Origin of the sequence: Segatella salivae F0493 (assembly GCF_000477535.1) — a bacterium.
GTDB classification, from domain to species: domain Bacteria; phylum Bacteroidota; class Bacteroidia; order Bacteroidales; family Bacteroidaceae; genus Prevotella; species Prevotella salivae.
Genome location: NZ_AWGW01000010.1, coordinates 18,200 through 33,504, shown reverse-complemented (window position 1 = coordinate 33,504; position 15,305 = coordinate 18,200). Strand labels below are relative to the sequence as shown.

The 15,305-nt window shown below is 45.1% G+C and carries 8 protein-coding genes; all 8 read right to left on the bottom strand.

The annotated features are described in order from the left end of the window. Window position 1 precedes the first annotated feature (1 nt). Window positions 2-2,047: a TlpA disulfide reductase family protein gene (locus HMPREF9145_RS04750; protein ID WP_036906619.1), complete on the bottom strand. Its 2,046-nt coding sequence runs from the start codon at window positions 2,045-2,047 to the stop codon at window positions 2-4. Window positions 2,048-2,201: 154 nt separating this feature from the next. After that, window positions 2,202-3,302: a TlpA disulfide reductase family protein gene (locus tag HMPREF9145_RS12485; RefSeq protein ID WP_021825216.1), complete on the bottom strand. Its 1,101-nt coding sequence runs from the start codon at window positions 3,300-3,302 to the stop codon at window positions 2,202-2,204. Window positions 3,303-3,305: 3 nt separating this feature from the next. Beyond that, the gene (locus HMPREF9145_RS04740) at window positions 3,306-5,000 is read right to left on the bottom strand and encodes a PKD-like family lipoprotein (protein ID WP_021825202.1); all 1,695 of its coding nucleotides are present in this window, start codon (window positions 4,998-5,000) and stop codon (window positions 3,306-3,308) included. A gap of 169 nt (window positions 5,001-5,169) precedes the next feature. Next, window positions 5,170-6,447, bottom strand: coding sequence for a DUF4843 domain-containing protein (locus HMPREF9145_RS04735; protein ID WP_021825238.1), 1,278 nt, complete (start codon window positions 6,445-6,447; stop codon window positions 5,170-5,172). Between the two features lie 44 nt (window positions 6,448-6,491). Beyond that, on the bottom strand, window positions 6,492-7,934 hold the full coding sequence (locus tag HMPREF9145_RS04730) for a RagB/SusD family nutrient uptake outer membrane protein (RefSeq protein ID WP_021825233.1): 1,443 nt from the start codon (window positions 7,932-7,934) through the stop codon (window positions 6,492-6,494). Window positions 7,935-7,944: 10 nt separating this feature from the next. After that, the gene (locus HMPREF9145_RS04725) at window positions 7,945-11,313 is read right to left on the bottom strand and encodes a SusC/RagA family TonB-linked outer membrane protein (RefSeq protein WP_021825217.1); all 3,369 of its coding nucleotides are present in this window, start codon (window positions 11,311-11,313) and stop codon (window positions 7,945-7,947) included. A 79-nt stretch (window positions 11,314-11,392) separates the two neighbouring features. Further along, window positions 11,393-12,373: a hypothetical protein gene (locus HMPREF9145_RS04720; protein ID WP_021825214.1), complete on the bottom strand. Its 981-nt coding sequence runs from the start codon at window positions 12,371-12,373 to the stop codon at window positions 11,393-11,395. Window positions 12,374-12,731: 358 nt separating this feature from the next. After that, window positions 12,732-15,293, bottom strand: a complete 2,562-nt coding sequence (gene glgP / locus HMPREF9145_RS04715) for an alpha-glucan family phosphorylase (protein ID WP_021825241.1) — start codon at window positions 15,291-15,293, stop codon at window positions 12,732-12,734. Between the last annotated feature and the right edge of the window lie 12 nt (window positions 15,294-15,305).

The following is a 15,305-nucleotide window of genomic DNA, read 5'->3' as shown; positions in this document are numbered from 1 at the left end:
ATTACTTCTTTGGTGTCTCATCCTGGTAATACAGGTCGCCAGAGAGGATTTGTTTCACGCGCGCCACTAACTCTTCGCCCTGCAAGGTCATAGAGATGAGTTTGCCGTCAGGGGTGATGAGGAAGTTCGTGGGCACATGATTAACGCCGAAAAGCTTTACCGCTGAGTGAGCATCTGCCTCATTATTGCGCGCTTGCACCCAGTTAGGACGCTCTAAATGCCATGCTTTCAGCGTGTTCTTCCATGCCGTTTCGTCTTTATCTACAGACACACTGACGAGTGTGAGCTTTTCTTGGCCTTGCTGAGCTGCATCATACAGGGTCTGCAAACGTTCCATTTCTTCTCGGCAACCCATACTTTGTGCATCCCAGAAGGTCAATAACACATACTGTCCTGCATACTGATTGAGTTGCTTTTGCGTGCCATCAGCAAGATATAACGTTGCATTGGGCACATCATTTCCCTGCATCAAACTCATGGCTTTCACACAATTATCTAAGTCGCGTGCCTCTTTTGACGACTGAATTTCAGGTGCCATAGCATTCACAAACAAGCGACCATACTCCTTGTTAAAGCGTGGCAACATGTCGCGCTGCACCAAAACAGGATATGCCACCACATCATTATGCTCTAACAACCATTGCAACTGCGCTGTCATCAAGTCGATATCAGCCATCGCGCGAAGGCGTTCTACAGCCGCTTTCCCTTCAGCTGACGCCACATATTGGGCACCTTTTTCGCGTTTTAGCGCTGCAATTCCGTCTGAAATCTGCTTATCGTGGGCCACAGAAAGCTCTCGGTAGGACGCACTTTGCGCATCATGTGCAAGCATTCCGTTATCTTTCACGGCAAACATAGCCCCATTTCCCTCTGCTGCGCCAGCCATTTTGGGCTTCAACTCACCACTCTTGAGCTTCCGAATGGTGTTAATGAGCTGCTCACCACGTAGGTCAAAGCTCATGATATAACCCTCTGGACTGATCAACACCGTACGAGGCACAGCCTCAACATGATAGAGTTTCGCTGCAGGAGAACCCCAACCTTTCAGTACAGAGATATGCGTCCAGTGAGGTTGTGATAGTCCGTTCTTTGCAATACAGGCCGTCCATTCAGGCTTTTTGCTGTCAATTGAATAACTCAACACCTCAAATGGCACTGCGCCTTCAGCCTCTTGAAGGGCTTGTTTGACTACAGGGAACTCGCGACGGCATGGTCCGCACCACGAAGCCCAAAAGTCAACAAGCACATATTTGCCTCGGAAATCCGACAAACGCAACGTCTTTCCTTCGGGAGTCTGCCCCTCGATATCGGGTGCAAGCCTTCCTTCTGCCAAGTTTGCTGCCCGTAATTGATTCTCCAACTCAGCGTACATAGGGTGCTGTCGCATAGCCGTTGGCATGGCTTTCATAAAGGTTTCTTCCAACACTTTTGGGGGAAAGAAGCGGAAAAGATCGTATTTGATAATATAAAGTACAACGGGTGAGTTGAGATGTTGTGATGCAAACTTCATTGCTTCGGCACGATGCATGAGGCTATTCACGTAATAAGTAGAGCGCTGATAAGGGTAAAAGGCCTTCTCATCGTTACGTTTGTCAGCCGGAAGTGCAGCAAAAGCCTTGTCCATTCGCACGCGTGCACGTTGTATTCCAGCCTCACCAAACTCCTTATATTCATCAAAAACATCATTCGATGGCGTGCCTTTTACGTGTGCTCCAACAGGATAACGCGCATCAAAAGGCTGAATTGTTATTGTTCCTGGCTCCAAAAACACCTGTATAGTGCCGTTATCAAAGCCAGTAATGTGATAAGGTGACATGTACTTCGGTGCCTTTCCACGGAACGAAAACGCCTTGTTTGTGACAACAGCAGAGTCAACCACCACCTCTTCGCCATTCACTTCATGGCTTAAATAGACTTTTTTCACGGTGCGGGGTGAGTTGCGAAGCGAATCAATCTGCATTGTTCCCTGAATGAGATAGGACTGATTGGACTGCGCAAACACCCCACTGGTTGAACATAATAATAACAATATTAATTTTATTTTCATCGTTTTATTTGATTTAGTGCTTGAAAATATCTTTCCTTTTGATTCTATCCTTGACGCCGTTGGCCGTATTTCTGCCTGTTACAACACCTTTTCAAGGGTATCTTTTCAGGCAAAAGGTATCATTATTGATGCCATTTCAGCCAACATCTTCACGTTATTTTTCAAACTGTTTGACTATGAATGCACGCAAAGCCTCGCCATGTAGGCCCGAAGCCAAGATGTGGTTGTCGCTATCCAAGATAAAGATTGCGGGGATAGCCGACACACTATAGAGTCTCGCTACCTCGTCTTTCCATCCCTTTAACGATGAAACTTGCGTCCAAGTGAGGCCATCTTTCTCGACAGCAGCCAACCAACGGTCGCGCTTTTCGTCTAAAGAGACGTTGACAATCTCTAAGCCTTGCGCATGAAACTGAGTGTAAAGTTGCCTTAAAATGGGGTTATTCAGACGACAAGGACCACACCAAGACGCCCAGAAATCAACGATTTTAATCTTCCCTTTCATCTTACTGAGCGTGAAAAGTTTGCCATCTGGCATCGGAAGAGTAAAGTCGGGAGCCAGTTTTCCGGCACTCGTTCGCATGAGTCTTGCCACGCGTTCTTTAAGAATCTGCCCACTACGGCTTTGCTTTGCGCCTTCTCCCAGCGCGTCATATATCGCTTTTGCTTCGGTCAAAGCCATGTCGTTTTGCTCTACAAGCATTAACATCAGCTGTGCAGCAAGTAGATTATCGTTGTCAGCAAGAAAGGATTTGCGCGCCGTTTCCATGCCTTCTTTCAGCTGTTGAATGCTGTCGTTGAGCTTACTTGCACTGCCATAGCGCGAGTTTCGACGCAAACTGTCGCACGCTTGCTGCATCTTTGCAATGCGCAATAACGTTTGTCTATTGTGCTGTTCGTAGCTGCTCATGCGGTCTTGCAACACACTTCCCGCAATCGACCAATCGTCTCCATTCTTCAAATGCACGCGATATGTGCCACCAGGTTCAAGGATAAACGAGAAGCCTCCATCGTATCCAACCACTGAAAGGCGTGCCGGCACTGGCTCGTTCACGCTCACTTTCTGCATAGAAAAGCCTGAGGTAGAGAACGGAACGACCGAAAGGGTGTCCCAATGGGTTTCAGAAGTTCGTGCCGTGAGGCAGAGTTTGCCAGATGAGATGCCTTCAATGGTACCCGTCAACGACGCATTTGACTGCGCCGATAGCGTGGCTGAAGCCATGAGAAAGCCTGCAATTGCAATAATTTTCTTCATTGTTTATTTTCGAATAGGTATTTGATAAGAGTATTCACGCACGAATTGTACATCGAGGATATTGCCTAATCGCTGACCATTTTCATCCTGGTCATAGAATCGTGGGGCATAAGTTTCGTCGATATCTGAGGCGGTATTCAACTTGATTTGCGCTACTCCACCCTCTGTTCCGCGGTTCATGCCGATGACCATATAGCGTCCTAAGTCGCCAGAATACAAGAAATTATCGTCTGAACAGAACTTCATGCAAGAGATAGTATAGCCTGTTGGTGCACTATAAAGCACGGTTTTGTCGCCATTATTCAAATCAAACCTCACCACATCTGACCCATCTGCATAGAACACATAGTTTGTTGTGAACCACGTGTTGTAACAGATTGTGGCAGCAGATGACGGGGTGAAGCCTGTCAACTGCCTGCCTTTAATCGTATAAGCAGGCTCGTTGCTATTGGCATTACCGCCTCCGTCCTCATCTGTTGCTGTGGAAGTGAGCTGATAAAGATAATACTTTGTTCCGTCAGCATCACTGAAAATGAAATAAGGTTGAGCCTTGTTATAGTTCTCACGGAACTGAATGAAGCCATAAATGCCCTTCTTTCCAACGGGAGAAAGCCCTGCCGCAAGTGACGAAAAGTCTACATGCGCATCTAAAACAGGGTTGTTCAGTTGCGCCTCATAAGCCTGTCGTTCGGCCCAAATGCCATAACTATCCTCCTTATTCACATGCAAGAAGCGATTACCTCTACTGTCCCAAAACACAAAATCGGCTGCCGTTATCGCTGCAGCAGTCACATTATAATTCGTCACCGAAGAGGCAGTAGCAGGGAATTTGAATGAAGGAATTGTGCGAGCAGTAATAAATCGGCCATCGCGACCAAGCATATAATAGAAGTCTGACTGGTTAGAAGGGTCACCTACCATACCGATTTTCGACGGCAAGAAAGCGCCTTGATCACTTTGTGGGACTACAAAGTCGCGATAATTCGTAAAGCATGGCTTCAAGCCAAAGGGGTCGTAGGTCTTCACTTTGCCATCGGTTTCGAAGGCAATAAGGTTATAACGTTTCACGAAATCACGCCTTTCAGAAACCAAACCATATTGGAACATCAGCTTATAGGCCTTGGTGAAGGGATTAACTGCATCGGGATGCACCAACTTATAGGCGTCGCTTCTGACCTTTGTCGATGCGCCCACCACCTCAACATTACCTAAACGCACATTACCTTGACTGCCGTGGAGGAAGAAAAGGCTGTTTTTGAAGATGGGACGAGTAGCAACCTGGAAGTTAGCATAACGCGAAAGCTTCGTCGATTGGTCATGAACACGCAACAGAACTGTAAAACTTGTGTCGCGCCCTAATGGCAAATCAACATCCAAGTAGCCTCGCGTGGTCAGCGTATCATAGACCGTTTTGCCATTCTTCTTATGGCCTTCAATCCATGTAAAGTCTAAGTTTTCAAGTCCAGTTTGCTTCGATTGCTTCACCTCTACCTGTATTTTCTTATGGGTTTCGGCAGCAGTCAGTGGCTGAGTAAACTCAATTAACTTGCCCGATAGCGCCTCGACAGTCCCTGGAGTGAAGATTAACGTGTCGATGGAATTCATGCTATCGAAACGATAACTATAGTTACCTTGGTCCTCATAACATGAAGATAAGACCACAATACCTGTCATTAATAAAACCGTTCGTATGTTCATATATTTCGTTATTTTTCGATGTGTGTTGTGAAATCGGCCTCGTTGCGCTGCCTTTTGATTCATTTCGGTGCATGAAACGACTGAGATTGCAACGCCAAACGAGTGCTTTCATGTCTCATACTCATGTGAATGGAATCATATTTTCCGATGAAGAGAAATTCAACTCCGCTTAGGGCACAACGGGAAAGCTAAATGAATAGCTGCCGTGAGCCACCGCATCGCGGAAGAGTTGGTTGCATTGCTTGATGGCATCTTCCCCTCCTATCGACTCATCCCATGACACATTGCCCCACTCATTCTTAACAGGGAACATCTGGTTGAGCACAAAGTTTTCGCCCTGATGAGCCATCCAAACCTTTATCATCAGTCGATATTTCTCGGGAGAATAGCTTCCATAGTATTTCTCTACCATGGTTTTACCTCCTTGTTCGTCATCCCATGCCTGCGGTTTGACTACGTTGTAATCGACATCCGATAGCATTGGCACATAGAAATTATCCTTATAAGAAGATCCCGGGCGCCATCCGTCTAAATAATAGGTGTTGTATTTTGTCATCATCTGTTCTACAGCACTCTTATTCAAGGCTTTCATCTTGGCCTCATCTCCGGTTAATTGTGCGCGCTCATTAGCCGTTGTGATGTCTAAAGCATTGCAAAGACCAACAAAAGCATTGCTGTTATAGGTTCCAAGATAGCGGTCGTGGAGCGATGTCCAGTACCATGGCTTCTCATAAGTATTGTCGTTTGTAAACGGAATATCTATCGCAACAGCCTCTTGTGGATGCGCCTTTTGATAGGTTCTCAAGCTATCTATGGCGGCCAAATTCCAGCGAACGAACGCATAATAGTCGTAAGAGGCATAGAATTTATCTTGCTTTGTGAGCTTCACTAACATGATTTGCTTGTCTGCCGACCATGGACCGAGATAGATAAGTGACATGTTATCCCACTGCGCGGGCTTGCTATAGCTTTCTTTTGCATAGAGTTTGAACGACTGAAAGCCCTTTATTCCGGCGCCAATCTGTGAGCCTGCATCCTCGCTGTCGATATAAACCTCGACACCAAACACGGAGTCTCGCATCGTGGGACGCTGGAGTTTAACCTTCACTGTCTTTGTGATTTCCTTCGGACTAAACACTACTTCGGGCAACACCACCTTCGCTTCGCCGCGTCCTTCCATGGCCTTCGCCTTCAAAATCACCTTGCGCGGCTCGTCAGATGCCCGTCCCATGACTTTCAACTGCAACGGAACAGCAATTTCTTTCGGTTGGGTTAGGATGGAATCTCCAAAGTTCACGGTTGCCGTTAGTGCGTCTTCGTCGGCATAATTGAAATAAACACCATCGCCATCAGCCGAATAAGTCTTCACCACTTCTTCCGAACACGACTGCAAAAACAGACTGCCGAAGAAGAGTGCGATGATGAGTTGATATTGAGTTTTTATCATGATGCTTGTCATTTTGAATGAATTGAAACTTCGATGTGCCTGCATTATTGTTCAGAAGCGGCTGTCCAGCCATACTCTTTTTCGGCATCAGGCAATGGGAATACAAAGCGTTCTTTCGACAACTCCACATTCTGTGCATAAGGAAGTTGGGTGATTCCGTGGCGTTTTAAGAAGAACCAATATTGTCCTTCGGCATAAAACTCCTTGCGGAACTCCTTGTTCAACGCGGCCAAACGTCCTTCAGCATTCGTATAAGAGACATTAACCGACTTGGAATATCCACGTTTATTGCGCACGAGATTCAGGTATTTTGCCGATGCCGTCATATCGTTTGTCATCTCACAAAGAATGAAATACATCTCAGGAAGTCTGATTAGAGGCACTGCCTCATGGGAATTCGTGTTATATTTTCGTGAGATTGCCGTCTTCGTTGATGTGTGTTCATAGAATGCAGCGCTCTTTGTGCGCATGTCTTCACGTGTAGATCCCGACACCTCGAAATACTTATCGAAGCGTTCTTGGCGTATAAAATACTGCGTAGAGAACTTATCTCCGTCGGCCCACAGACGCGAAGTAGTCTCTTGCATGTGGTACATGTTCAGGGCAACTAAGCACTCTGAGAACAAGATGGGGTCGTCTTGATTGGATGAACTCAAAAGAAGTCCGCAATGATCAATAACATCCTGTGCGCAAGCGATGGCATGTGGGGCGTCGCCTACATAGCAATAGACGCGTGCCAACAAGGCATTCACCGCGTGATAGTTAAAGCGGAACCGCCTGTTGCTATCCTCAAGACGGAGTGTTTTCTCGGCCGTGAGCAGTTCTTTTGCCTGCGTTAGGTCCTTCAACACCTTCTCAATGACGTCTTTTGCGGGTAATAATGGCATCTTTTCCTTATTGGTTTCCACGCGATAAGGGATTGACTTAGTCGACGCTGCGGCTGCATCAATGCCATATTTCCATGGTCCCCAGGCACGCAATAAATCGAAATGACAATATGCACGGATAGCAAGCGCCTCGGCACGATAGCTATTTCGCGTGTTCTCATTACGGATAACCTGATCTCCTTTGCTATCAAGCCACTTCAAAAAGTTATTGCAATTGGAAATCACATTATAGAGTTTAAGCCACGATTGGGCTAACTTCTGCTTGGTGGCAAAGCCTGCTGACGTCGTCGTAGCATAGTTATAGATGGCTGTTTGGTCTACCGCTCCATCAGGAAGATAGTCATATTCTTGTGCCAACTGGTCGAGAAGGCCAAATGACATGTTACCTCCGTAGGCCTCAGTGGTAACCATCGACAGATAGATTCCAGTCAAAGCACTCTCAAATCCCGATTCCGTGGAATAGAGTTTTTCGGCGGTTAGGTCGGTTTTTGGTGCGACATCAAACCAATCAGAACATGCCGTGAGCAGACAACATCCTATGAGACCTGCGGCAACACGACGCACATGGCGAAAGATATATTGAGACTTTAGTCTTTTCATAGCGTTGAATTTATTTAAAGATGATAGAGAACGACATCGTATAAGAACGTGAGAAAGGATAAGAAAGACCACGTTCCATCTTCACAGTAGAGAGCCTTAACAGGTCGTTTGTTGTGAAATTAAGCGTAAAGACATCAATACTCAGGCGACGTAACAATTTATATTGCGTCTGTTTGAAGCGATAACCTAAGTTGATACTGGCCAGTTTGAGTTCGTTATCTTTCATAATGAAGCGATCAGAAGCAGGAGTTTCCGAGCCATTTATATCGATTCTCTTGTATTTTGCGATATCCATTGGCTTGTGCCAACGGTCAAAAGCTGCGCGACGATCTAAGTTATAAGCGATATTACTGTTTTCAATCTTGTCGACTAATGTCTGATTATACACGATGCCTCCCCACTTAAAGATGAATCCTAACGTACAAGAGAAGTCGCGCCAGTTAACAGATGAGCTAATGGTTCCATTGACTTTCGGTGTAGTTTCACCAACAGGAACCTTATCAGCAGGGTTCCAAACGAAGGTCTTTTCACCATCTTTGGTCAAGAAAACCTCTCTACCCGTCATCGGATCTATACCTAAAGAGCGCACAGCATAATACGTTGTAGTAGACTTTCCCTCTTGATAGATGGGCAAAGGTGCCGACTTTGACTTCAATTGTTCCTCGTTCATCTTGCGTAAGTAGTCTGAGATCTTGCGAATCTTATTGCGATTATGGTTCATGCCTACAGCCACTGTCCAATAGAATTGCTTTCGAATGTTCTGCAAAGCAATAACACTTAACGTTGCATCGAAACCCTTGTTTTGTAGTTCTCCAGCGTTAATATACTGCGACTCGAAGCCCGTTGAAGGAGCTAAATCGTAATTCGTTAGCAGCTGACGACTAATATTATTGTAATAGTTGAACGACAAATTAACTCGGTTTTTCCATACACCGACATCAACACCAAGGCCTAAATTGTCGGTCTTTGTCCATTTAATATCTGGATTATTCAGGCGAGACAGCACAGCACCAAGTGTAGAGAACGAGGTGTAAGGACGCATTGTGCGACTGAATGTGTAATATTCGATGGCATCAGCTTGGCTGGAATTCTGCGAGCCTGTTATGCCATAAGTAGCTCGGAAGACTAAGTTTGAGATGCGACCTGCCAGCCATTTCTCGCGATGTGCATTCCAACGGGCACCTAAACTCCAGAAAGGAGTGAGATGATGGTCGGCATAACGTGACGTGATTTCACTGCTGACATTGAAGTCTACCGAGTATTTATTGTCGTAACTATAAGACAACTGCGTGATGAATCCCATTGAACGGGAGATTGCTTCAGAACCACTTGGCGTCGTAGTAAGCTTATTTCCGAAGATGAAATCATCCATATGATTGTCTGGATAGCCTACAGCAAAGAGGTTAACATAATTGCTTTTATCTTCTGAAACGGTCCAGTTGCCGAAGACACTCAACAGATGTTTCTTGAAAGTTCCATTCCAATTGAAGCCTATATTGCTTGACCACGACTGCATATCACCCGTGTTTTTCGAGTAACTTCCACGCAAAGTGGGGTCTAACTCGGTTAAGAACGAGGTATGATCAGCTGGCAAGAATCGTTCCGTGCGTGCCATTCCACGTACAAAAGAGAAGTTACCTGTCATGCGAAGGTTCTTCCACAACCGATATTCTAAGTTCAATCCAGCCGATATATTGGTGTTAGATGAGAAGTCTTTTATACCAACATGCGCGTTATACAAGGGGTTACTGATAGGTACACTGCCTGAACCTGTGTGGTTATCTAACTGGCGAAGATACTCTCCATAGTCATTCGTTGGGCGATAATATGGGTTGACACGCGTGTACTCGGAGAACGAACCATAAGGTGAATTGTAGCCATTGCTGCCGGCAAGATTAATGTTTGCCCCCACGGAGAGTTCCTCTTTGCGGTAAGACATGCTGAAGTTCAGACTCTTCAAACCTTGACTTGAGCCCTTCATCACACCCGGTGTAGAGGTTGCATTGACGCTCAAGCTGTAACGGAACACCTCAGTTCCACCTGCAGCGGTAAGCGTATGACGATGTGCAATGGCTGTACGTAGCGGCTTACTAAGCCAATACGTGTCGACACCTGCCAAGACATTGCGCAACAAACGATTGTAAACGTTCATACTTTGCGCTGAAGTGGGGTCATAAACTCCTGCATCCCACTCCATCTGTAGTTTCTCTTTGGCATTCATCAGCTTGTAATCGGTCAAGTCGGGCACTTGAACCGTGAGGCCACCATTATAGTTTACGGAGAGCACTCCATCGGGAGCGACCTTCGTTTCGATGACAACCACGCCATTAGATGCACGAGAACCATAGATGGCTGTAGCCGCTGCATCTTTCAATATCGTTACATTTTCAATGAGTTCTGGGTCAAGTTGCAACACACGGCTCATCGAAACGATAAAGCCATCGAGTACAAACAAGGGGGTATTTGGGCGACTTGACACATTATCCAACAACAAATCCATGCTGTTAAGCGATGAAGTTGTGCCGAGATTCTGGTCACCTCGAATAAGAAATTCAGGCTGAGCATTGGGGTCAGAGCCTTGAGTGTTGTTCTCTAACACCTTGAAACTCGGGTCATAGAACTGCAAACTCTTGAGAATATTGGTAGGATTGAGCTTGCGCAAATCGGCTCCTTTCACCGAAACATAATTACCTGTAAAGCTCGATTTCTTGCGTTTGCTCAAACCGGTTACAACAACTTCGTCGATGGTTTGCCCGTCTTCTTTAAGCTTTATCTTTAAGTCTACCGACTTACGTGTTATCTGTATAGAGTAGGTTTCATAGCCCATATAGGTTACTTTGATAGAGGCCTTTGGCGGAACCTGCAAAGAAAACTTTCCATTTACATCGGTAACACATCCATTGATGCCACCACTTGCGGTGCCATCTGTAACGACTACCGTTGCGCCGATAAGCGCTTCACCCGTCTTTGCATCAGTAACAACACCCTCAACAGCGTACATATTCTTTGCAGGGGCAGCGTTGCGCTGGGGTGAAATGACTACATGCCGACCGCTTTCATACCTTATCCATACGTTCTGATCACCGATAAGGCGACCCAACACCTTATCTAATGAGAGATCTTTCACGTTTAACGACGTGGGATTTGTTATTCCTACCAGCGTAACATCTTGGAATTCTAACGTTGCTCCGGCTTGTTTCACAGCCTTTTCAATGACAACTCCGAGAGGTTCATTACTGATTCGCAACGTGACGGGCGTGTCCTTCCACTCGTCTTCGGCTGACCTTTGCGCAAGAAGTGGGAGTTGACACAAGAAAAGGAAGCACAGCAAGGCGAGCCATGCATTAGGGGATAGAATACTAAACTTTAGCTTCTCCATAAAAATTAACGTGTTTATGGACTTTAATGACTATTAGATTAACTACCGAAAATAACTTATTCAGCACATGAGAGATTGATCATTGCAACAGTTTTTCAAGCGTTTCAATGTTGGTTTTATCAAGATTGTATTTAGATTTGTACGCATTCAAGAGAGGTTTAACGCGTTCAAGTTCCTTTCCATTACGGATAAAGTTCACCAATAACTGGTAAAGCACGGCGTCACGCTGCACACCTTTATAATAAGAGGCTAAGGTTTGGAACATGGTTTCCAATGTTTGTGGCGCCTCATATTTCTTTCCTTGTTTCACCGCCTGCTTCTCATTTTCATAAAAACAATAGCGCATCAAGAAACTAATATATTCAGGGCAGCGCATAGCTCCAGGCCCTTTGCGCAGTGAAACACCGTCCATCAGCTTCCAATAATCACCTATTTCTTGGTCTGAAATGGGAGTCTTTCGCATGTCAGCATACATTTGTGGATACTCCATGAACGAGGTATAGGCAGCTGCTTCGGTTTCAGCAAGGAGATATTCTGCTGCTGTTGACTGAAGCTTTTTATTGTTTTCTTTGACCATTTCCTGTACTTTCGTAAGCAAAACACGCGAGTCATCAATACGTTGTTTGGGCTTTATATCGACAACGGCACACGCCAACAACTGGCTCTTATAGCGCATTTGGCGACGCAAATCAGCAATCTTTCTCAGCAAACGATTAGCTTCTACGGCCTTCTCCGTACCGCTAAAAGCAACTGAAGAAACGCGCTTCTCGTCATATTTCACAACCACATGCACGCTGTCTCCAGGCATAAGCAGAACATTAGTCTGCCCATTGATTAACATACATTGCAGCTGTGAGGTCTTAAACGAATAGTGATGTTCCTCTCCCGGGTTTGTATGAAACTCGGCAGCAATAAAGGGTGACTGCACGCAATCAAAGTAAACCATGTCACGTTGATAACCAAACACTTCAGCACTCAGCGTAGTTTTTGACTGCGCATGCCCCATCAAAGAGAAACACAACATTGTGCCTAATAAAAGATTACATCTCATAAATCCCATTATGTGTATTTTTTAACAGATAGATTACAAGCAATAAGAAATTCACATAGTATGTAAGTGTTGGTCAACTTAATAACAAACTAAGTATTTAGAATCTCTAAGGTTGATATTGCGAAATTAACTTTATTTTCTTTTCAAAGTTACAATATCGCGTTAAATAAATTTAATTTCGTGAATATTTTTGAACAACCATTTTCTAATTCACGTCAAATCACCACGCAAAGTGACTGAAAACGTGGGACGAAATGACTTGAAACGTCGACTCATTCCCATCATTTCACGACTGGAAAACACAAAAAAAGGAAACTGACGCAAGGTCAGTTTCCTTTAGAATTTATTTGAATTAAATCGTTATCTATTAGTCAAGCCACTTCACATAGCAGAAGTCCTGGCGGTGAGGAAGGTTGACATTCTTCGGATACATACGCACACAACTTCTAAACGCGCCTGCAACATCGGGCTCGATTACAGCTTCAAACGTATAGAGATTGCCCTCGTGACCCTTCACTTTGAATGGACGAACGCTATAAACTTCGTGATCATCCTTTGAAGTATTGCTCTTTAGGCTCACAAGTTCCAAGCCAACAGCGTCGTCAAGTCCTTGTTCATCGATGACATAACGCATCGTATATTCCTTTCCAGTCTCGCCTCCTGTGTCCAACAATGACGTATCTTTGCTAACAACATGAATCTCATCCCAGCGCTCTGCAACGGTTTCTTTCCACAAAGCGATGTCCTTTGCAAGACGATAATCATGCTCTTGGAGCTTCTTGAAACGCAAAGCTTCACAATTATAGAATCGATCGAAGTAGTCATCCAACTGACGTTTCATTGTGTAATGAGGTGCGATGGTAGAAATAGAGTTCTTAATGACCTTCACCCAATCGGCACTATAGCCCTTCTTATTACGGTTATAATACATTGGTATGATGTCGTTCTCTAACAAACCATAGATAGTTGCGGCGTCGAGTTGGTCCTGATAAGCCTGGTTTTCGTAAGTACGTTTCTCGGGAAGTGCCCAACCTGCGCCCTCACGATAACCCTCAACCCACCATCCATCAAGTACGGAGAGGTTGACAACACCATTCATTTCGGCCTTCTCTCCTGATGTTCCAGAAGCTTCAAGCGGGCGAGTTGGTGTGTTCATCCATATATCTACGCCAGAAACTAAACGGCGAGCGAGTTGCATGTCGTAGTCTTCGAGGAAGATAATCTTACCTAAGAACTCTGGACGTTGACTGATTTCGTAGATCTTCTTAATCAAACCTTGGCCTGCTCCGTCTGCAGGATGGGCCTTACCAGAGAAGAAGAACAAGACAGGATGCTCTGGGTCGTTGACAATCTTAGCCAAACGGTCAACATCTGTAAAGAGAAGGTGAGCTCGTTTGTATGTAGCGAAACGACGACAGAAGCCAATCATCAACGCATTGGGGTTGATACGCTGCAACAAAGAGACTACGCGTGCAGGGTCACCCTGGTTGCGAAGCCAGTTCTCGGTGAACTTTTCACGGATATAATCAACCAACTTTTGCTTCAAAGCCATACGAGTTGACCAAACCTCTTCATCGGGAACATTGTTGATAGCGTGCCAAATCTCTTCATTACTCTGGTCGTTCATGAAGTTCTTGTCAAAGTACTTATCGTAGATTTTGCGCCATTCGGTAGCCGCCCATGTAGGGAAGTGCACACCATTTGTTACGTAACCAACATGATTTTCCTCTGGGAAGTAGCCCTTCCACAATGGAGAGAACATCTTCTGGCTTACCCAACCATGAAGCTTACTAACGCCGTTCACGTCCTGACATGTATTGCATGCGAAAGTACTCATACAGAAACGTTCGTTATGATCATCGGGATTTTGTCGGCCCATTCCAATGAGTTCATCCCATGAAATGCCTAATCTTGCAGGATAACCACCCATATATTTGCCGAAGAGAGCCTCGTCAAAGTAGTCGTGTCCAGCAGGAACTGGCGTATGAACTGTATAGAGAGAAGAGGCACGAACGAGTTCCATTGCCTGATTAAATGTTAGTCCACTCTCAACATAATCACACAAACGTTGCAGATTACAGAGTGCAGCGTGGCCCTCATTGCAATGATAAATATCTTTCTTTATACCCAAACGCTTCAATGTTAAGATACCACCAATACCGAGAAGTATCTCTTGTTTGAGTCGGTTTTCCCAGTCACCACCATACAAGCTGTGGGTGATAGGCTTGTCAAATTCAGAGTTCAAGTCGTTGTCGGTATCCAAAAGATAGAGACTTATACGTCCAACGTTAGCACGCCAAACGTATGCATGCACCATATAATTGGTGTAAGGAACATCTATAACGAGTGGATTTCCATTCTCATCCAATACGCGTTCGATTGGCAGTGAATTAAAATTCTGAGCTTCATACTTAGCAATCTGCTGACCATCCATGCTCAGGCTCTGTGTGAAATAGCCGTAACGATAAAGGAATCCCACGCCACACATGTCAACATTACTATCAGATGCCTCCTTAAGATAGTCTCCTGCGAGGATGCCGAGACCTCCGGAATAGATCTTTAGCACTTGAGTTATACCGAATTCCATACAGAAGTATGCCACCGATGCACGCTCTTTGTTTGGCTTTACATCCATATAAGCGCGGAACTTGGCATAAACGTCTTTCACTTTCTTCATGAGTGACTTGTCTTTTACTATGGCTTCTTTGCGTTCATAGCTTAAACGCTCAAGTAAAACGACTGGATTGTGTTGCACTTCTTCATATAAAGCCTCGTCAAGGCTCTTGAAAAGGTCTCGTGCTTCATAATCCCATGCCCACCAAAGATTATGTGCCAGTTCGTCAAGACACTTCAATTGTTCTGGCAGACGAGATTTGACTGTCAACTCCTTCCATTGAGGAGTGTTAACGTAATCAGCTTTAATTTTCATAAATCTCAATTT